A 20,349-nucleotide genomic window follows, 5' to 3' on the forward strand; every position below is an offset into this window, starting at 1 on the left:
CATTTTGCCGGCAGCACGCCATACCTGAGGTCGTCTTCCGTTTCATCATCAAGGCAGCGGTATCCACGACCCGGCGCATTTGTTTAGACTAGACCGCCGCCTTACGCAGCTTGCTCTCTGAGACGACTTTCTCGCGCTCACGATCGTAGAGACCTTTCTCGAGCGGTTCCGCGTCAGGCTCACCCAACTGCTGCAGCGGAATGCGATACGTTTCGCGCGCACTCCAGGCAGCAATCGCCGAGAGGATCGTGACCGCCAAGGTAATGCCGCCGATCGTCATGGGAATATTGGCCGATCCGGGGGGCGCCACCATGGCAAACAGCGCAGGCAACAAAGCCGTGATCATGGTGCCGATGTTCTGGCCGATGGCCATCGCGGATACGCGCGAGCGGGCGGGGAACAGTTCCGGATAAAAACTGGGAAATACCGCGTTATAGCCTTGGTAGACGACGCCCCACATCAGGATCGACATGACGAACGCCAGCGGCACGTTGTGAATGCTGATGGCGTACAGATAGGCAAACGACAAAAGACCCGAGCCTAGCGCACCGACGGCCAGGGGCAATCGCCGCCCTATGCGGTCCGACAGGTTTCCAACAAACGGAATCAGCAGCACGGCGACGATATTCCCGATGACCGGAATCCACAGATAAACGCTTTTATGGAAGCCGATGCCATACGACGCCTGTACCGCGTAGGCCGCGCCGAAAATGGTTGCCACCACGGGTACGACGTTCATTAGCGCCATGAACACCACGCGAACCATGTCCGCGAAGTTATGTTTAAACGCTTCCTTGACCGGTGATGCGTGCACTTGATTCGATTCGACCTGCTTGGCAAACACCGGCGTTTCCTCTACTTCCCTGCGAATGAAATAGCCCGCAACCAGTACCGCCGCCGACAGGAGAAACGGAATGCGCCATCCCCAGCTGTTGAACGATGCATCGTCCATGAAATAGGCGAGGGGAAGAAACACTGCCGCAGCCATGATCTGACCGGCTTGGACGCCTTGCAGCGTAAAGCTGGAATAGTAGCCTCTGCGTCCGAAAGGCGCGTGTTCGAGAATCATCGAGCTGGCCCCGGATATCTCTCCCGCCACCGCGAACCCCTGCGCCAGACGCACGATCACCAACAGGATGGGTGCGATGACGCCGACTTGGTGATAAGTCGGCAACAGGCCGACCGCCATCGTGGATACGCCCATGATGAACATACATATGAGCAGGACATTCTTGCGGCCGTACCGGTCACCCCAATGCCCGAGAATGAAGGCGCCGATCGGCCGCGCCACATAGCCCACGCCGTATGTCGCGAGCGATGCGACAATGGCCGCCTTCGGGTCGCTGGAGGGAAAAAATAGCTGTGGAAAAACCAATGCCGCGGCTTGCGCGTAGATGAAGAAATCGTAGTATTCGAGGGCCGAGCCGATCCATCCACTGGCTGTTGCGCGCTTTGTCTGATTTCGACTGTGAGCGTCCTGGTCTGCGCCTTGAAGCGGGACGTGTACGGGCTCGTGTGACATGCTGGCTCCTGACGAGGAAGTTGTTTAACGCTGGCATTCTCCGGCCAGCCTCGCTACTTTATTGGGATGATAGTAAGGCGTCAGTAAGGCTCTTCCCGAACGGATGTTTCGCGTTGGATATTGGCATCGTTTCGCGTCTTGTGAAATGGTAATGCATGTATTTAAGATAAAGGATGATCAGTATTTACCCTGATAACGTACCTCACCAAGGAGACGCCATGCGCGGGGTTTCAAATCAATACCGTGCGTCGTCTTCGGCCAAAAAAGAAGAACGGGCATGACGACAAATACCATACGGCCTTTATCGCTTGCCGCTTTGACGGTGCTGTCGTTATTGCCGCCCAAGATGGTGGAATGCGCGGCGCTGGCGGGCTATGACTATGTCGGGTTGCGATTGGTGCCGGCGACGGACACCGAGGTACACCACGCTTTTATTGCCGATACGCCGTTGCGCCGTGAAACGCTGGCCTGTATTCGCGATACCGGCGTGCGCGTGCTGGATATCGAGATACTGCGGTTGAAGCCTGACACCCGCGTTACCGACTTCGAATCGTTTTTCGCGGCGGGCGCATTGTTCGGCGCCCAATTCGCGCTGATTGCCGGTAACGATCCCGATGCATCGCGCACGGCGGACAATATCGCCAAAATAGGCGAGTTAGCGGCGAAATATGGCATCAGGCCGTGCATCGAACCGATGCCATGGACCGATATCAAAAGTGTGGTGCAAGGAGGTCGGATCATCGCTGCGAGTAAAAGTACCAACGCCGGCTTGATCGTCGATCCGATCCATTTCGATAGAGCGGCATCGACCCTTGCTGAGCTACGGGCGCTGCCGGTTGACTATTTCCACTACCTGCAACTGTGCGATGCACCGCGCGAACGCCCGGTCGATATGGAAACGATCCTGTTTCAGGCGCGTGCCGCACGCCTGATACCAGGCCAGGGCGGGCTGGATTTGTCAGGCATCCTGCGGGCGCTGCCCGATGGTATTCCGATCAGCCTCGAAGTGCCCATGCTGGAATGGGCGAAGACCGCCAGTGCGCTGGAACGTGCGACCCGGCTACGCGAAGCTACCCGTGCACTGCTCTCGCGGGTCTATAAGGCATGATCGATATATGCCGCGTTGCCATTCAGGTGGGCATGCCGACAGCACCTGTGATTCATCCACGCGAAATAGACCAGTAATGCGCGTTTAATTGCGATGGATTATCGAGGCCCCATAATCCGTCCATTCGCCTTGTCCAGCAATCCTGTTCGCTCCGCTGACGGAGACTTTTTTTGGGGGACGTTTACATGGCCGGTGATACCGCGCAATCGCACCCGCAATACCCTGAGACGCCGTTACTGGCAAAGCCTGGCGGCCATTATAGCCATGTGAGTATCGCAAATGGCTTCGTGTTTGTTTCCGGCCAGTTACCGATTACGACCGCGGGGGAAAAATTGATCGAAGCGCCCTTCGACGTGCAGGCGGAGCAGGTACTGGCCAATGTCGGCAATGCGCTGGCGGCGGCGGGCGTGGGTATGGCGCAACTGGTGCAAGTACGCGTATATCTGGACGACATCGAAAATTGGCCGCGCTTCAACGAAATCTACGCGCGGTGGGCGGGCAATGCGCGGCCGGCACGCGCGATCGTACCCACCGGCCCGCTGCACTTCGGGTTCAAGATTGAAGTCGAAGTGACGGCAGTCAGTCGATAGCCCACGGCCCGGCGATGTGAGTGGATCACGTCAATAGTCACGCGTCCAGCATGCGCCATGGCGCGACGAGGAGAAGCACGCAGCAACGCGGTTACTTGACCGATACGGTCGTACCGGCTGGCAAAGCTACGGCAGTCACGGCATTCTTGGCGCTCCCACTCACGATTCGATCGCTATAGGTCAGGTAGACCAAGGTATTGCGCTTCTCATCGACGATGCGGACTACATGCAGGGTTTTAAAGATAAGGGAGAGACGATCCGAGAAGATCGTGTCCTTCTGCTTGAGGGGACCGGCAATACTGATCGGTCCGACTTGACGGCAAGCAATGGAGGCCTCGGTCGGGTCCTCGGCGATCCCCAGCGTTCCCTTGACCCCCCCTTTTCTTGCGCGGGAGACGTAGCATGTCACGCCTTTGACATCGGGGTCATCGTAGGCCTCTACAGTGACGCGATCCGATCCGGTCAAATGAAAATTGGTATTGACGCTGGCAATTTCCTCGGCGCCTGCCGTGTGCGTCCAACTGAACGCTGCAAAAAGGATGCCGGCGAGCGTCATGCAACGTGCGTTCATATTCGTGTTCCGGTGCGGTTTGGGTGGTCATGCAACGCGTTAGCGTAGCATTGGACGGTGGCGTGTGTACGACGGCACCGTCGAGCATATCGCGGCGACGGTAAGTCGTTCTTTACAGATACGAATGCTTCGCATTACATTATTGTTTTCTGGCATGTGCGACACGCTTGTGTCAGCGACCGGAGTAGACACGACATTGCCGCACCAAACACGCGCAGCGCGCCGGGTAGGTTCGTATTCCACGTGACGCCGCGTGATACCTTTATGTCGATCGCCCCATCGCTCGATGCCCGTACGAGTCTCCCCGGCCTGAATTTGGAGTCTTGAACAATGCGCACTGATAGCAACAAGGTCACCGATAGGTACGGGGCGTCTGATAAAGGGCGTCGATGCTATCTGGCGACCCTTGCTGTTGGCAAGGGCATCCGACCGGCGCGTGTTGTGGCGATTGGTGACGCAGTTTGCGAATGCGTTCACGTGCTGACCGCGCGCTCCGATGCGCAATGGCGGCAAACTCAACATGTGGTGCAAGATGGATTGCCGCGTGTCGGGGCGCGCCTTGTCCGTGCATCGTTCGTCATGGCGAATCGTGGCGGTGTGCAGACACCCGCAGGTTGCGGTCAACGCGTGTCGGTCTTCGATATGTTGTTCCCGCTCGGTTTCGGTCCACGGTTGCCGCAGGCAGCCAGATTATTGGCTGAGGGTTTGTATCGTGAATAGTCTGCCAGGGGCGGACCGGATGCGTCGCTTGCTCTGTTCGCGCGGGCGTCATACCCGTGGCGGGCCTGATGGCACACGGTCTGTTGCTGTACGGCATCGTCCCGGATGGCCATTGCCGGTTCTGGCGTTTCTGCTATTTGGCGTGGTGGTGTGCGCACTCTGCGTCGGAGCATATCCGATACCGCTTCACACGCTTGCGGCCATCGCGTTTGGGCGTGATACTGGTGACATGATGGCGCGTGCGGTGGCATGGGATATTCGGCTGCCACGGGTGCTCGCCGGGATTGTTGGCGGCGCGACGCTCGGGGCCGCTGGATGCGCGATGCAGGCCTTGTTCCGCAACCCGTTGGCGGACCCTGGCCTGATCGGGGTGTCCAGCGGTGCGGCGTTGGGGGCCTCGGCCGCGATCGTGCTATTTCCTGCCTCCGGTACGGTTCTCGTCATGGCATGGCAAGTCGCGGTGTTGCCATTGGGGGCGTTTGCCGGCGCATTGGTCGTGGTGGCGCTCGTATATCGGCTAGGCGCCGTCGGGGGCGCCTTGGTCGTTCAGTGGCTACTGCTGGCAGGGATTGCGGTGAATGCAATGGTGGGCGCGGTGATCGGGCTACTTGGCTACGTTGCCACCGATGCACAATTGCGTTCGCTGACTTTCTGGAGCCTTGGTAGTCTGGCTTCGGGAGGCTGGTCGATGCTAGGCGCAATGCTTGTGCCGGCATTTTTAGGCTGGGGCCTGCTATTGCGTCATCGGCACGCGTTGACGGTATTTCAGCTTGGCGAAGCGGATGCGCAGGCGGTGGGTATCGACGTGCGGCGCGTAAAACGGGATGCGCTGCTCGCCACGGCGTTGTGCGTGGGTGGGGTGGTATGTCAGACAGGCGTGATTGGCTTTATCGGCTTGGTCGCGCCACATTGCTTGCGCTTGCTGTGCGGCCCGGATCTACGTCGCGTACTGCCCGGTGCGATGTTGTTGGGCGCCTTGCTCGTGGTGTCCGCCGATTTGCTCGCTCGTACCATCGCCGCGCCGGCCGATATCCCCATCGGAATATTGACGGCATTGATTGGCGCGCCATTTTTCATGAGCTTGCTGTTGCGTCGAAAGCGGATGGCGGGTTTCTAGCCGCGATCGAGGAGGGGGGATGTTGACTGTGGAAATGCTGTCACTGACTGTGGCGGGGCGCGCGTCGGATTCACCGAGAATGCTCTTGAACGCGATTGATCTTCAGATTCGTCCGGGCGAGATGTTGATGCTGATGGGCGAGAACGGCAGCGGGAAGTCGACGTTGCTGGCCTGCCTTGCGGGACAGCAAGTCGGGTTGACCGCATCGTCTGGAGCGTGGCAGCAGCGCGGGGCGGTTTGCCTCGATGGTGTGCCCGTCCTGGACATCCCGCCGATGGCCCTGGCACGGCGCCGTGCCTGGATGCGCCAGTCGACTTCCATCAGCTTTGGCTTCTCAACGGACGAGGTGGTCGAGCTGGGCCGCTTCGGCCAAGGCACGCATGCGCGCAATCGGACAATTGCACTCGAAGCGCTCGCGTTGTCTGGTGCGTCGGATCTTGTTGGACGCGACGTGATGACCTTGTCCGGCGGAGAACTGGCGCGTGTGCAATTTGCCCGCGCCTTGGCACAGCTATGGCCTGATTCACCCGATGGCGAGCTTTTTCACGAGCACGTTAATAAGGGGAGGTCGCGGCACTTCCATGACGCAATGGCTCGAGAGACTGTATCCAGCACGGCATTGCCGCCGCATGGAGAGGCGCGTTATCTATTGTTGGACGAACCAACAGCCGCCATGGATTTACGGCACCAGCAGCATGTCCTGGGTGCCGTTCGGCGCTTGTCGCGCGAATGGGGCATCGGGGTGGTCGCGATCGTGCATGATCCCAACCTCGCCCTGGCCTACGCGGACCGCGTGGTCATGCTGAAAATGGGGCAACTTCTGGCCGACGTTCCGATTGATGCACTAGACGCAGCGCTTTTGCAACGCTGCTTCGATGTTCCTATGTCTTTTGTCGATGGCCCTTTCGGGCGACGTGCATTGATGGCGTAGTGAAGCGATCAACGCACGTAAGGTGGCCACCGTTCATATTACCGGTGACATCGTGCGATCAGCGGCAACGGCGGACCCAATGGTGGTGCACGATAAAGCGTTTGCAGACCAAGTGATGCGGATGGTGGTGCGGCGGCGGTGCGGCGAAGGCCGCGCTGACGGTTGCCATCCCGCCCAAGGCGAGCAGCGTGGAGCAGATGATCTTCTTCATGGTGTGTTTGTTTTTGTAGATGAAATGTCGTTGTCGATGAATCACGCCGGTAGCACAAAACCGAAGTGATGAAGGGAAAGGACATCATCGAAATGATGCCTGTCACCACCACGATCACGCCGTGTGTAGCGGTGCCTGGTGAACATCCTATCAGCATGCGGCCGCTTGCGCGGGGCCCGCATCAATCAGAACCACGCGAAGAAACGGCGATCGTTACAAAAGCCGCTTTCCCTCACCTTTTGTTTCATAAAAGGCGCCCTTGAAATAATCGACAGTTTTGAAAGTTTCACGGTGACGAGTGTCGGCAATTCGCACGCTCACGCCGAAAGAGCCTTTTTTCCGGTGTCATTTCACCGCACGTTGCACTACCATGGGCGTTCCAGTTTGCCGCGGCGCCCGGGCGACCGCATGTTCTCGCTGTGTGTCGTGCGGGGATGGAAATGTCGCGGCGGGCATTGTGTTTACTTGATCGGTCGCCGTCGCGGCATTTGTCCATGTCTGGTTTGCGTCCCCCTGTCCAACCGCCTTATCCGGCGACACCCTCGCATGATCCCTCTCGCGGTAGCGGTCCGCCATCGTCGCGTCCTCCACGTTCGGAGCCGCCTACCCTGCTGGGGCTATTTCTCATATTTAGCCGGATTGGTTTGACCAGCTTCGGTGGCGGGCTGAGCGGTTGGTTGTTGCGTGAATTCGTCCAGGATCGCGATTGGATCACCGAAGAAGACTTTCTCAATGGGCTGTCCATTTCGCAAGCGCTGCCCGGTGTCAACGTCAAGAACATGGCGATCTGGATTGGTCATCGCTTGCTGGGCTGGCGTGGGGCGGTGCTGGCCGTTTCCGGCATCATCGTGCCGCCCGCGATTTTCATTATCGTTCTGGCCTCCTTCTTGACGGCGTTTATTCATTACACGCCTGTCCATGTATTGCTGGCTGGCGCGGCGGCCGCCGCTACGGGACTGTCGCTCTCGATCGGCATCACGACAGCGCGGCGCGTGCGCCGGAAGCCTGTGCCGTTGGCTTTTCTTGCGGTAACGTTTATCGCCGTCGGTATCTTGCGGCTGCCGCTGTTCTGTGTGGTGGTGGTGGCAGGTGGCTTGAGTGTCTGCTTTGAATATGGCATGCTGCGTCGCGCTGCGCCAAAGGAGGAGCGCGAATGAGCCTGTCTTCCAAAACATTGTGGCAACTCGCCGCGGTGTTCGCACCGTTGTCCCTTGCGACCATCGGCGGCGGACAAGCGATCATCGCGGATATTCAACGTCAGGTCGTGGACGTTCACGGTTGGCTGACGCATGCGCAATTCGCCGTCGATTTCGCCATCTCGCGTATGGCGCCCGGTCCAGGTTCATTGCTTGCGACGCTGATCGGTTGGCAAATCGCGGGCTTCTGGGGCGCGGTGGTCGCGACGATGGCGTTGCTGGCGCCGACGGGTCTGCTTGTCTATGGTCTGACCCATGTCTGGGCGCGTTATCGCGGTGCGCTGTTTCTCAGCGCGTTGGAGCGCGGTTTGCGGCCCGTGGCGGCTGGCATGATCCTGGCGGCCGGTTGGGTTTTGCTGACAACGTTGGATGGCGGCGCGGCAGCCAAGGTCATCGCGCTCTGTGCTACCGTCATGTTGCTCCTGTCGCGTATCAATCCCCTGCTATTGCTTTTGATGGGTGCGGTGCTGCTATTGGGCGTCCATACGCTAGGTGGCGTCGTCTCACTGCCGGCCTTATGGCAGGTGCGGTTGAGCTAGCGGGAGGGGCTCGGCGGATCACCACCGAACGTCGTATTTATGAGACTTTGGTAATAGACTAATCCGTCTCGTGATCAAAGCATTTCGTCGGACGGGGCAATGGGCTAAGATGAGCGTCGCTTCTGGATGGACGGGGGGATGGATGACGACAACGAAGCGGATCGTGCAGACGCAGCAGGACTTCTTGTTGGCCGCAATGGCGACGCTGGGGATGACGCAAACCGAATTTGCAAAACGGCTGAGCGTGGCTGACAAGACTCTGGAGAAATGGCTCGCGCCCACGGGCGGGGCAGATTTTACGGCGCTACCGGACGTCGTCTGGACCTTCGTGCGCGAGATTCTGGCCTGGTCTGAGAAAAAGGGGTGATCGCTCGAACCCGGGCGTGCTCACGCCACATGACTTGCCAGGATGGCAAGGTGCCTGCATAGCCTTCCCCTGTCTGTTACTACGCATCCTTGCGATAGCGCACCTTTCGTAGTGCGCTACCATTGCTTGCGGCATCGCTCCCCTAGAATGAGGTCTCAGATGAAGTACTTGTCGGCAATCGGTGCCTATCCCGCGCTTGCGCTTGCTATTGCGGCGGAAGTCTTCGGCACATCGATGCTGAAGATGTCCGATAGTTTCACGCGCGTCGTGCCAACGGTGCTGACGTTCACCGGTTATGCGATCGCGTTCTATTTCATGTCGCTGTCGATGCGCACGGTGCCGATAGGGATCATCTATGCAATATGGTCGGGCGCCGGCATTGTGCTCATCTCGCTGATCGGTTGGGTCGCCTTCGGGCAGCGACTGGACATCCCGGCCATAATCGGCATTGGTCTTATTGTCGCCGGCGTTGTTGTTCTCAATCTCTTCTCGAAGTCTGCCGCGCATTGACGGCGTTGTACTATCGCGGTGCCGTCAAATGACGCGCATGGTGACCATGCGGCAGCCCGCCGTCATCCAAGTGAAAATGGTCCGCCCTTATCGAGGGCCCGACGATACGCCTCGCGACTTTCGACGCGATTGACGAATGCGTCGATATGCGGCCACCGTGCCAAGCCGACGCGACCTTTCGCGGCTTGCAGCGGAAAACTCATCTGGAAGTCGGCGCCACTGAGCGTGTCTCCCAGGAACCAATCGCGCTCTTTCAAGTGCGCATCGACATAATCCAGTTGCCGCACGAGTTGCGGCTCGCCAAAATTGGCCTGTGCTTTATGCGCGATACCTTTGATAAGCGGCTTGACAAAGAACGGCGCAGGCGACTGCGCGATCCGTGTGAAGACCAGCTTCAGCAGCAACAGCGGCATCAATGACCCCTCTGCGTAATACAGCCAATACGATTGATCGAGGCGCGCATCGGTGCCCGGGACGGGACCGAAGCGACCGTCACCGTAGTGATCGATCAAATACTCGATGATCACGGCAGACTCCGCGAGCAGCCGATCGCCATCCTCCAATACCGGTGATTTCCCCAGAGGGTGCACGGCTGCAAGTTCCGGCGGTGCCAACATGGTGCGCGGATCGCGAGTGTAAAGCTGGAGCCTGTACAGCACGCCCAGTTCTTCCAACAGCCATAAAACGCGTTGCGAGCGTGAATTGTTCAAATGATGCAAGGTCAGCATGGACATCTCCTTGACACTAGCGGGCGGTACGAGTGGTCTTTGATGTGTTGTTATTCAGCGGCCGTGGGGATCCCGTTGGCTTGCCGCCATGCGGTTCATCGCTAAAAATAGGGGTGCGCCGGACCCTCATCTCTTGTTGCTCGACTACTTTTCAATCCGGCGATCTCCTTCCGACAACGGAAAATAGGGCATAGGTCAGCCGATGTCGATTACATCGGCGGCATCTGCTGTAGGGGATAACCACAGTTTCCATGCGGCGGCCAATTGCGGACTCATGATGCTGGAGGCCTCCTGCTAATGGAAAAACTTGCGCCCTGCGATCGAGAAACGATTTCCGAGTGGCATGGGCATGCAAAGAAAGCAGTGTCCTCGGGACCTACAAGGTGACGCAGGATGTATCACGATACAGCAATAAAACGCTTTTCGACACGCGCGGCAAGTAGTGAGAGGTCATTCCGTGTTTCCCGACGGTGGTGTTCGAGGCATGAAACCGGGGCGATTGCTTGTTGCCATAGCGAATATTCGGTGCGACAGATTGTCCAGTGCCTCCGTCGTCGAGTATATGCGACAAGGCGCGCGCACCTCTGCGAAACGTGCATTCAATGCTCGGCCAACCATGCGAAATCGCCGAATGTGATGCGTTACGACCCGTGTTTTACGCTTCTGAAACGAAATTTAATGAAATATCGCTGCCAGAATGCATCAAACACGCTATAAAGGCATCACAAACACGTCACAAACGCGTTTGGTATCGATACAATAGGCGATCGCCGCAAGGGTCGGCGACACAATAACGGTCGACAACTGGAGAGTCGAATGGCAACAGCAAAGAAGGCAGCGGCAAAGAAGGTCGCAGCTAAGAAGGCGCCGGCAGCTAAGAAGGCCGTAGCGACGAAGAAGGTTGCAGCAAAGACGTCGGGCGCTGCGCCGATCAAGGACACCTTCACCAAGGTGACGTTGGCAACGCATCTGGCTGAGGTTTCCCAAGTGGAGCCGAAGCAGGTCAAGGCAGTCTTGGCAGCACTGGAAGCCACGATCCTCGGCGCTGTCCACAAGAAAGGCGTGCGTGAATTCACGCAGCCCGGCCTGCTGAAGCTGACGGTGCAAGACGTTCCGGCCAAGAAGAAGCGCGTTGGCAAGGACCCGTTCACCGGCGAAATGCGCGAGTTCGCGGCCAAGCCGGCATCGGTGCGTATCAAGGTTCGTGCACTGAAGAAGCTGAAGGACGCCGCGCTGTAATCCAGCCGCGTTGACAACCTTCGGGCAGGCTCGAGCCGTCAGGGCAGGTCTGCTGAAAAAAGCGCTGCATCGAGAGAGGTGGCGCTTTTTTTATTGCCAGCGAGGCCGCTACGAAGCTGACCGACCGCGCGGATCATTCGCTTGTTTTTTCCAGGGCCAATTCAGTGACCGGATCGGCTTGTGCCGCCAGTTGCTTCGCGCGCTGGTAATCCGTTTTGCCAGTGCCGAGCGTCGGTAGCTTGTGCAGATGAATAATGCGTCGCGGTAGTGCCAGCTCGCTGACCTGACGTTGCTGGAACCACTGCAGCAGCGCGTCGCGCCTGGCATCCTCGCGTGTGGTCAATAACACGATTTGTTCGCCCTTCCGTGAATCCGGCAGACTGACCGCGGCATGTTGCTGGTCGGGCCAGAGCGCCGATATCGTCGACTCAACGGCCGTCAGCGAGACCATTTCTCCGGCAATCTTCGCGAAGCGCTTCTGCCGCCCTTGAATTGTCACGTAACCATGCTCGTCGATCGAGACGATATCGCCGGTGTCATACCATCCATCGGGCGGTGCTTGCAGCACGCCGGGCGCATCGGCCTTCATATAGCCCTTCATCACGTTCGGGCCTTTCACAAACAGCAAGCCGGCGTTATCAATACCCGGGACTGCCTCGAGACGGCTGGCAATACCCGGCAGCAAGCGGCCGACGGTGCCCGGTCGATTCTGCATCGGAGTATTGAGGCTGATGACCGGGGACATTTCCGTGGCGCCGTACCCTTCGAAAATCCGCACACCATATTTGTCCGCATAAACCCGACGCGTGTCTTCACGCAATTTCTCCGCGCCCGCAAAGATATAGCGGACGCTGTGCAGGTCGTATGGATGAGCGGCACGCGCGTACGCGGACAGGAATGTATCGGTGCCAAACATGATCGTCGCATTTGTGTCATAAATCAGTTCCGGCACGATCCGGTAATGCAGTGGCGATGGGTAGTAGAACGCCTTGATACCCGACAGAATTGGCAGCAGGGTGCCACCGGTGAGGCCGAAGGAATGAAACATCGGCAAGACGTTCAGCACGATATCCTGGGGCCCGAAGTCGACGCGGCTGGCAATTTGGCCGCAATTTGCCAGAATATTGTGGTGGCTCAGGACGACGCCCTTCGGGCTGCCCTCGGAGCCAGACGTGTACAGGATGACCGCGGTGGTGTCGGCCAACGCATGGTTGCTGGGCGCATCGTCATCGGTGGTCGGTTTTGCCACGTATCCCGCGCCGCGTAGATTGCGTGCATACGCCCAATGGGGGAAGCGCGACGCCAGCAGGCCATACGCCTTGTCATGCCAGCGCACGGTGGTCGGCAAATCTTCGAGATAGACGATCTTCACGCCAGCGGCGACAAGCGCATCGATTATCGCTTCGAGCTTCGCCATGGTTACGAAACGGCGCGATGTGAGCACGGTCTCCAGCTTCGCCGTGTTGCAGGCTTGCGCGGTTTGCGCCGCCCCGTTGGTGAAGTTCAACATGGCCGGCGCGCGACCGATCGACTGTAGCGCGAAGAAGACGACGCTGGCGGCCACCGTATTTGGCAGCATGACGCCGACCGGTTCGAGGGACACGGTGTGCTCCCCGGTTTGCGCCGCATCGGCAGGTTCAAGATGACCACGCAAAAGCACGCGCCCCAGGGTGAATACGCGAAGCAGGAAAGCGCCATAGCGGAGCGGCTTGCGTTCGATATCCTCGACAATGGGGCGGTGACGGCCATGCACCTCGCTGGCGCTGAGCAGTGCCTGGAACAGTGTCTTGTGCGTGCCCGCGCTCCGAAACATCATTTCCGACATTACGTCATATAGTTGCGCGCTGGCCATCTGGCGCCGCGCGCGCCCCTTGATGTCGTCAGGTATCGCGAACCGTTGTGGTGGCAGTACCGTCATCGTAATGCGTGGGAACCACCGGATGCGCACCTTGCCGCGGAGCCGCGAGAACGGTGAATATTGCGCCCCATCGATTCGGATCGGCAACAGTTGCGCATCCGAGCGATCGGCGATCATGCCTGGTCCTTCGTAAATCTTCATCAGCGCACCGGTCACCGTCAAACGACCCTCGGGGAAGATCATGCACTTCTCGTCGCGCTTGAGCAGGTCGATCAAGGACTTGGCGGCCAACGGATTTGTCGGATCGAGCGGGAAGGCATTGACAAGTGCCATCACCGGCTTCATCCACCATTGACGCGCGACATGCGTGTTGACGGCAAAGTGCAGTTTTTCAGGCAGGAACGCGGCAATCAGTACCGCGTCGAGGAACGACGTGTGATTGGCGACGATCAGCACGCGGCTGCCGGCGTCCGTGTAGCGCTCCGGATGACGCAATTCGACGTGATACAGCAGCGTCAGTACGGAACGGAGCACCGAGCGCACCAATGCGTCCGGTAGCAGGCGGCAGATATAAAGTGCCACCGCGCCATTCGCCACCGCTACACTCAGGAAGATTTCCGGGATAGTGAAGTGCAGCGCCAGCATGACGATGGTCAGGAGAGCGGATACCACCATGAACAGCGCATTCATCACGTTGTTTGAGGCGATCACCCGCGCACGGTGCGCGGGCTGGCTGCGATGCTGCATGATCGCGTACAACGGCACGATATAGATGCCGCCGCATATGGCCATGCCGCCGAGATCGAACAGCACGCGCCAGTTGGCGGGCACGCTCAGGAACGTTCGCAGCGATTGCAGCGACTCCGTCGTGGCCGCAGTCGCGACGACAGCCGTTGCGTGTTGGCTGGCAAAGTAGAGGTCGATGCCGAACAGCGTCAGACCGAGCGCCGCCAGGGGTACATACGTTGCCTGCACCTCGCCGCGCAACAACCTATCGCAGGCGTACGAGCCCAGACCGACGCCTACCGAGAACACCGTCAGCAACAAGGTGACCACGGCTGGGTCTGCATGCAATACGTCTTTTACGTAGGGAGCGAATTGAGCCAGCAGCGTTGCACCTACGAACCAGAACCACGAACTGCCCAGAATGCATCGCTTGATCGCTTTGTCCTGGAAGCTTTGCGAGACGATCAGGATCGTTTCTCTGAACAGGTTGCGATTGATCCGTAGCGAGGGGTCACTCGGTGTCGCGGCGGCGATGTGCCGGCTGCTCAGATAGCCAATGACGGCCACCGCGACCAAGGCGATGCAGACAAGGGTTTCGCCGTTCGCACGCAAGACCAATGCGCCTCCGGCAATCGTGCCCATCAAAATGGCAAGGAATGTTCCGGCTTCAACGAGCGCGTTGCCTTCGAGTAATTCCTCGGGCTTCAGTTGCTGTGGCAGTAGCGCATATTTAATCGGCCCGAAGAAGGTCGAATGCACGCCCATGCCCGCGAGGGCCGCCAGCAGGATGCCGATGCTATGCAGATAGAAGCCGGCGACAGCCACCGCCATAATCCCGATTTCGACCAGCTTGATCACCCGGGTCATCGCCGCGCGATCGTATTTGTCGGCCATCTGGCCCGCCATCGCGGAAAACAGGAAAAAGGGCAGAACGAACAGGCCGCCCGCGACGGTTACAAGCCATTGCGCGTCATGCGCACCGGTTGCCATCCGGTACGTAATCAGCATGATCATTGCATTTTTCAGCAAATTATCATTCAGCGCGCCGCAGAACTGCGTAACGAACAGCGGCAAAAAGCGCTTGGTGCGAAACAATGACATTGCAATGCCTCTTATTAATAGTTTGCCGCGCGGGCAGACTGACTAGTCGATGCTGCGCAGTATGCCTTCACCACTTTGGGATTGGTTAAGAATAATGAATGGCGTGCTTGATGGTGACGCGCGTGGCAAGAAACCGGCGCTGTCGCCGGGGAGCGCGCGGGCCTTTATGTCGACTTGCCGAATGGGGGGAGCCGACGGTGTGTCGCGCGCCGCGGCGTTGAGCGTCAATTCAAGGCAGCGTAGACGGCGTCCCGTATGTCGATGGTCAAACGCCCGTTCATTCCTTCATAGGCCGTATTGGTCATCACCAGCACGATCAAGTCATGCACCGGATCGATAAACCAGTGGTGTCCGTAGACGCCGCCCCAGGAAAGCGTGCCCGGACTTTGCGGCGTTTCAGCCAGGATCGGGTCGACGAGAACGCCCGCGCCAAAGCCAAAGCCCCAGCCGGGGCCGCGCGATGCAACGTCGATGCCGCAAAGATCGCCACAACGCATGGGTGCGATAGGCGGCGATAACCAGCCGGGATCGGCGGCTCGCAGCGATTCCAGCAACGTCAGCACGTCGGCTGCGCTGCCGGACATGCCGGCGCCCGCCGATGGATAAGCATGGGGATTCGTGATGCGTGATGGCGCGAAGCGAACGCCTTGTTCTGGCGCATCGTCGAAGGGTAACCATAAACCATCCGGTATCGGGAACGTGCCGTCCGCTCCATTTGCGTAAGCGGTCGTCAAGCGGTGTTCTCGACCCGCGTCAACGCCGAAGCCGATGTCTTTCAATCGAAGGGGTTTACCCACCAGCTTGTCGATCGCCGCAGGCAACGGCATGTCCATTGCCCGTGCCAATACCGCGCCAAGGACATCAATCGCCAGCGAGTAGGCCCAGCCATGGCTAGGCGCATACGTCAGCGGTACCTGGGCCAGACGTTGAAGATTGGTTTCGAGATCACAGTCGGCCAGGTCCAGCCCATCGGAGACCCCGTGTTGCTGATACGAGCCGTTCTTTTCCTGTGACAGGCCGTACCCCAAGCCTGCGGTATGCGTCAACAAATGGTAGACATTGATTCGTGCCGGTGTGCCATCGGGTCGTGATGGCGTGAAGAAGGGCAACCACCGTGTGACCGGTGCGTCCATCGCCACGATACCTGCCGCGACAGCGCGCAACGCGGCGACGGTAACGAAAGGCTTCGACACGGAGGCGAGCCGGAATATGCTGTCCCACTGCATCCGACGTTGTGCCTCGCGATTTGCCCAACCGGCGGCGCGACGATAGCGCGCAATGCCGTGTTGCGTCACGCAGACGACCGCGCCCACGACGCGATCGTCGTGCAACGCCGCGTCGATCGCGTCATCGAGTCGTTGCCGCAATGGCACTTCATGCAGGTCGGTCATCCCGGATGCTCCTAGTGAATCGCGCTTGCTCAGCGCTTCAGCAGTTTATCCAGCGCATGGATCTGCGCCGTGCAGGCTGCGTAAGCGGTCTCTTCGATACCGCGATATAGCGCGACGATCGATTCCCCCACGGGCGTCAGCACGCAGCCGCCACCACGTTGACCTCCCATTTCAGCATGGGTGGCCGGCATCTCCAGTGAGCGGTTCAACTCGTCGATCAACATCCATGCGCGACGATAGGACATATTGAGATGCCGTGCGGCGGCGGAGATCGATCCTCTTTCGCGAACGGCCTCGAGCAACGCGACCTTGCCAGGACCAATGGCGATACTGCCGTCGTGATGGATGCGCATGCGAAAGCGTACGTGCGGGTCGATTGCCTGCGATGGCATGGCGTCATCGGTGGCCCGGGCATCGCGGTCGTCCGCAGCGCGGCGGTGCTTACCCGAGGTCGCCGAATGATCAGCGCTCGCGTTGGCAGTGCGCGCATCGCCTTGCGGGCCGGCGCGTGGAGAGGGCGATGCGGAATCGGACGTGGAAGCGCTCATGGCGGCAGCATACCATGCATGCGCGGCGCTGGCAGGCGCGCGCAGGCAAGCACGGCAATGTCAGTATCCATGCCAGTAATACCCTGTTTTGTCCGCCGTCACTGGTTGCGCGGCATTACCGCTTGTATGCGTCGAACGGGAATGTGATGGCTGTTATTCGCCGCGATCGATATCCGGATGTGGGCGACCGAACAGGGCGCGTAATGCCTCTCCGCTCATGCCGGATGCAATGACTTTTTGCCACGGTCCGATGTCGTGGTTGGCACCCACATTCAGACGGTCGATCGCCCGGTCGTTATAGGTGTACAACATGAGTCCTTTGGCGGAGTACTTGGCGATCATACCGCCAGCGTCACCACTCCAGTGCGGATGTTCCATGAGCATCGGCAATGATTGAATGGGATCGAGGCATCGCGTGAACTGGCGCAGCGTGAAGTCCATTGTGCCGTCACCCGCTTCCGTCCATGCGTTCCGATAGGTTGCCGCAATCCCTTTTGGACCCAGGCGTGGAGGATTAAATGCGTAAGCGGACACAGATCCCTTGACACCCTTAGTGCGCAGAAATGTCGCTATATCAAAACCGGCCAGCGTTCCGACAACCGCGCCTAGACTGTGTCCCGCTATCGATATGCGTAGCGTCTTGGCATCTTTCCTCGCCATGTGCGCATAGTGTTCGAGAAACGCGGCAATCTGTCTTTCTCCGGGACGGATGGTCCCTGCCTCCGTATGCCAGCGTTGCAACCACCCACCGCCGATGGCGCCCAAGCTCGGTAAATCATCACCTAGCGGATTGCTATGTGTCTGAGGGATCTGGCCGTTGAAATCGCAGCGGATATCTCCCATATCCGTCATCCGTGTGCCGGCAAAACCTAGCACGACGACCAGGGTGTCCGGGTGCGTGGTCACCTCCCATACTTTCATTGCCGTGGTCGAGTGGTTGGTACAAAGAGTCAGTCCCTCTACAGTCGCAACGTTATTCGTCGTGACCGCATAGGCTTCCCCTGCGCACATGCGCATGCATTCCAGCACATCGCGGCAGTTTTCCTCGAAGGCTTTTATCGTGTCCGGTGCGGACGACCCTTCCCTTGGCGTTTCCACTGATTGAAGCTTGTTGACCAAATTGATTTGCGCGGGGTTGGCCGCACCGTGGACAATGATGCCCGAGACGTCCTGTCTGGTAGTACCGAAGCCGGAGGCGTGTCGCGGTCGGGCATCGTCCAACAAGGCGCGAAGGTTCGCAAGCGTACGGCGGCTACGTCGGTAGTCCTCAGTCGTGTCGCGTTGCGTATTATGGGCTCCCATGGAAAACGTACGTCGCGATAGCGCCCGTTCGTCTCGTTTAACGCGTGCTTTCAGAGCGGGGAATGTGAGGTGTGCGGCGGTACCGGTTTGTTTTGGCGTGCCGGGTCGCGCCGCCGTCATGGCCGCTGCCCGGTCACGAACGGTTTTGCTTGAAATCGATGCATGGCGAGGGAGTCCAACCACCGTACCTGATAGCACTTTCATATCAATCTAGATGTCCACATTCAGGATGATGGGGTACGTAGGATCCAGGGTAAGTCATTCGATTCCGCACGCCCCCCGTGTGCCGCGCACTATCCCCACCCCGACGACATCATCGTGTGATATCGGCCCGTGATCGCGGTTCATTTATTTGTGCGATAGCGTTTATCGGTTTTGTTGTCGATCCCGGGTATCCGCATGGTAGGGCTGACCGTCGTGCGCCATGGTTGGGGTGGCGCGAACGTGAGGTTCCCATAGCGAAAAAAATGGCCCGGATCGTGTACTCCGGGTTTCCGGATAAGTGCCGTTGGCGGCGCTTGGCGCCGAATAACGTCAATGAAGCGATGATTGGCGGCTACCGAACCCGTGCAAACAGCGGTGACGCGAGACTCGCGGCGGCAAGTTCATTTGCTGCCGCGACCAATGGTTGTCCCAGCTCCGCCATCCGCTTCTCGGTCAGGCGAACCAGCGGGCCCGCGATACTGATCACACCGATTGCCGGATAGCCTCGACGCTGCACTGGCGCCGCCATCGCCGTCATTCCGGGCGCGAATACCTCGTTGATCGTGGCGTAGCCCCGGTCCCTCGCCGCGTGGACAAATGCAAGCAATCCATTGATCGTCGTCGGGGCTTTCGGCCCGTACTGTTTTGGCGAGCCAAAACCTTGGCGTGTCACCAATGCCAGGGCGCGTTCATCGGTCATCGTCATCATCCATGCATACCCTGTCGCACTGCACGACAAAACCGTATCCATACCCATGTCGGCATCGTAACGCAGTCCCTTCAGCGCGCCTTGCGCCTTCGCCACCCATGTAATGCGGTCGCCGTCGACGATGGACAATCGGACTAATTCGCCTGATTTTTCCGCAAGTCGGTCGAGAATGGTTTGCGCGATATCGACGATCCCCGACGTGGCGAGGTAACCGAGCCCGAGCCCGACCAGTTTCGTCGTCAGTACATAGTCTCCGTGTTCGCGTATTTGCCGCACATAGCCGCATTGCTTTAGATCCGCCAACAGCCGGTGGCAGGCACTGCGTGGAATGTCGAGTTGGTCCGAAATCAATGCCAACGGCGTTCCTTCCATCTGGGTTGCCAGGAATTCGAGAATGGCCATGGTTCGATCTGTCACGCTAGGCATGGTGCGCAACTCCTCTATGTCGGCGCGTTTTATCATCATTTCACAATGCGGTATGAAATTCCACCTTGGAACACCGTCCTGAGCGTGCTGTTACGCTTTGCTCCAACTCGTGACGCGATGCACCAAGGTGGCGTGACGGGTAAATACAGCGCGACGCACGACGTGGCGTCGACACACACCATTCCCGGTAGTTATTGCTTTTGCAATGATCGACGGAGGAGACATGATGAACACGCATGTGCATGCACCCGAGCACCAGGCGATGCGGACCCGTGCAGTAACGGCGGCCGCCGTTGGCACGGCACTCGAATGGTTTGACTTCACGCTTTATGGCGCCTTGGCCGCAACGGTGCTTCCGACATCGTTTTTTCCGGCGATGGACCCGACATCGGCGTTACTCGCGTCGCTTGCGACATTCGGCGTCGGGCTCGCCGCACGACCACTGGGGGCGATCATCTGCGGGCATCTTGGCGACAAGCTGGGGCGCCGCAATGTGATGCTCGCGACGGTCTCCGTAATGGGCCTTTCATCAATGCTGATGGGACTGTTGCCGACGTACGCCAGCATCGGCGTATGGGCACCGTTCCTGCTCGTATTGCTGCGTATTCTGCAGGGTTTTGCGTTAGGCGGCGAATCGACAGGCGCTCAGCTGATGGCGATCGAACATGCGAGCGCTGACAGACGCGGCAAATATTCCGGCCTGCTCGGCCTGTGCTCGCCACTGAGTCAGATCAT

20 protein-coding genes are annotated in these 20,349 nt (G+C 59.0%); 11 read left to right on the forward strand and 9 right to left on the reverse strand.

What is annotated here, in order from left to right:
• Positions 1-88 precede the first annotated feature (88 nt).
• Complete coding sequence (locus tag WM40_RS03550; protein WP_046152138.1) at positions 89-1,522, reverse strand: MFS transporter; 1,434 nt, start codon at positions 1,520-1,522, stop codon at positions 89-91.
• Between the two features lie 277 nt (positions 1,523-1,799).
• Between WM40_RS03550 and WM40_RS03555 the strand changes: the two genes are divergently transcribed.
• Together WM40_RS03555 and WM40_RS03560 are read left to right on the forward strand one after the other, a co-directional pair.
• Positions 1,800-2,630, forward strand: coding sequence for a sugar phosphate isomerase/epimerase family protein (locus tag WM40_RS03555; protein ID WP_024904271.1), 831 nt, complete (start codon positions 1,800-1,802; stop codon positions 2,628-2,630).
• Between the two features lie 185 nt (positions 2,631-2,815).
• A complete protein-coding gene (locus tag WM40_RS03560; protein WP_024904272.1) occupies positions 2,816-3,220 on the forward strand; it encodes a RidA family protein in 405 nt (134 codons plus the stop codon).
• 91 nt (positions 3,221-3,311) lie between these two features.
• Here the strand turns inward: WM40_RS03560 and WM40_RS03565 are convergent, their stop codons facing one another.
• Positions 3,312-3,776, reverse strand: a complete 465-nt coding sequence (locus tag WM40_RS03565) for a CreA family protein (protein WP_236693375.1) — start codon at positions 3,774-3,776, stop codon at positions 3,312-3,314.
• Between the two features lie 345 nt (positions 3,777-4,121).
• Here WM40_RS03565 and WM40_RS03570 point away from each other — a divergent pair, with 345 nt between their 5' ends.
• The 3 genes from WM40_RS03570 to WM40_RS03580 are packed head-to-tail and all read left to right on the forward strand — an operon-like array spanning position 4,122 to position 6,559.
• Complete coding sequence (locus tag WM40_RS03570) at positions 4,122-4,511, forward strand: hypothetical protein (protein WP_024904274.1); 390 nt, start codon at positions 4,122-4,124, stop codon at positions 4,509-4,511.
• A 19-nt stretch (positions 4,512-4,530) separates the two neighbouring features.
• Positions 4,531-5,628, forward strand: coding sequence for a FecCD family ABC transporter permease (locus WM40_RS03575; protein ID WP_046152139.1), 1,098 nt, complete (start codon positions 4,531-4,533; stop codon positions 5,626-5,628).
• Between the two features lie 19 nt (positions 5,629-5,647).
• Positions 5,648-6,559 (forward strand): ATP-binding cassette domain-containing protein, encoded by a 912-nt coding sequence (locus WM40_RS03580; protein ID WP_024904276.1) that lies wholly within the window; start codon positions 5,648-5,650, stop codon positions 6,557-6,559.
• Positions 6,560-6,617: 58 nt separating this feature from the next.
• Here WM40_RS03580 and WM40_RS29895 read toward each other — a convergent pair whose 3' ends face one another.
• Complete coding sequence (locus tag WM40_RS29895; protein WP_157685693.1) at positions 6,618-6,770, reverse strand: hypothetical protein; 153 nt, start codon at positions 6,768-6,770, stop codon at positions 6,618-6,620.
• A gap of 494 nt (positions 6,771-7,264) precedes the next feature.
• Between WM40_RS29895 and WM40_RS03595 the strand changes: the two genes are divergently transcribed.
• The 4 genes from WM40_RS03595 to WM40_RS03610 all read left to right on the forward strand — a co-directional run bounded on the left by WM40_RS03595 (position 7,265) and on the right by WM40_RS03610 (position 9,382).
• Entirely contained in the window at positions 7,265-7,927 is a 663-nt protein-coding gene (locus WM40_RS03595; protein WP_082102415.1) for a chromate transporter, read from the forward strand.
• Positions 7,924-8,505, forward strand: a complete 582-nt coding sequence (locus WM40_RS03600; RefSeq protein ID WP_024904281.1) for a chromate transporter — start codon at positions 7,924-7,926, stop codon at positions 8,503-8,505. The genes WM40_RS03595 and WM40_RS03600 overlap by 4 nt, the downstream gene beginning before the upstream one ends.
• Before the next feature lie 142 nt (positions 8,506-8,647).
• Positions 8,648-8,872 (forward strand): hypothetical protein, encoded by a 225-nt coding sequence (locus WM40_RS03605; protein WP_024904282.1) that lies wholly within the window; start codon positions 8,648-8,650, stop codon positions 8,870-8,872.
• Positions 8,873-9,031: 159 nt separating this feature from the next.
• On the forward strand, positions 9,032-9,382 hold the full coding sequence (locus WM40_RS03610) for an SMR family transporter (RefSeq protein WP_046152141.1): 351 nt from the start codon (positions 9,032-9,034) through the stop codon (positions 9,380-9,382).
• Between the two features lie 62 nt (positions 9,383-9,444).
• On the opposite strand, the gene WM40_RS03615 is transcribed toward WM40_RS03610, so the two are convergent.
• Positions 9,445-10,110: a glutathione S-transferase family protein gene (locus WM40_RS03615; RefSeq protein ID WP_046152204.1), complete on the reverse strand. Its 666-nt coding sequence runs from the start codon at positions 10,108-10,110 to the stop codon at positions 9,445-9,447.
• Between the two features lie 816 nt (positions 10,111-10,926).
• Between WM40_RS03615 and WM40_RS03620 the strand changes: the two genes are divergently transcribed.
• Positions 10,927-11,349 carry an HU family DNA-binding protein gene (locus WM40_RS03620; RefSeq protein ID WP_024904285.1) on the forward strand — a complete coding sequence of 141 codons (423 nt, stop codon included), beginning with the start codon at positions 10,927-10,929 and terminating at the stop codon, positions 11,347-11,349.
• 133 nt (positions 11,350-11,482) lie between these two features.
• Here the strand turns inward: WM40_RS03620 and WM40_RS03625 are convergent, their stop codons facing one another.
• From WM40_RS03625 to WM40_RS03645, 5 genes are all read right to left on the reverse strand, one after another.
• Positions 11,483-15,034: an acyl-[ACP]--phospholipid O-acyltransferase gene (locus WM40_RS03625; protein WP_046152142.1), complete on the reverse strand. Its 3,552-nt coding sequence runs from the start codon at positions 15,032-15,034 to the stop codon at positions 11,483-11,485.
• Positions 15,035-15,258: 224 nt separating this feature from the next.
• On the reverse strand, positions 15,259-16,425 hold the full coding sequence (locus WM40_RS03630) for a serine hydrolase domain-containing protein (RefSeq protein ID WP_024904287.1): 1,167 nt from the start codon (positions 16,423-16,425) through the stop codon (positions 15,259-15,261).
• A gap of 29 nt (positions 16,426-16,454) precedes the next feature.
• On the reverse strand, positions 16,455-16,778 hold the full coding sequence (locus tag WM40_RS03635) for a winged helix-turn-helix domain-containing protein (RefSeq protein ID WP_390174014.1): 324 nt from the start codon (positions 16,776-16,778) through the stop codon (positions 16,455-16,457).
• A gap of 348 nt (positions 16,779-17,126) precedes the next feature.
• On the reverse strand, positions 17,127-18,479 hold the full coding sequence (locus tag WM40_RS03640) for a lipase family protein (protein WP_081765008.1): 1,353 nt from the start codon (positions 18,477-18,479) through the stop codon (positions 17,127-17,129).
• A 352-nt stretch (positions 18,480-18,831) separates the two neighbouring features.
• Positions 18,832-19,614, reverse strand: coding sequence for an IclR family transcriptional regulator (locus WM40_RS03645; protein ID WP_024904290.1), 783 nt, complete (start codon positions 19,612-19,614; stop codon positions 18,832-18,834).
• 226 nt (positions 19,615-19,840) lie between these two features.
• Between WM40_RS03645 and WM40_RS03650 the strand changes: the two genes are divergently transcribed.
• Positions 19,841-20,349 (forward strand): MFS transporter (locus WM40_RS03650; RefSeq protein WP_046152206.1); only part of this gene is annotated, 509 nt, incomplete at its 3' end.

It is taken from the genome of Robbsia andropogonis (genome assembly GCF_000970345.1).
Classification (GTDB): domain Bacteria; phylum Pseudomonadota; class Gammaproteobacteria; order Burkholderiales; family Burkholderiaceae; genus Robbsia; species Robbsia andropogonis.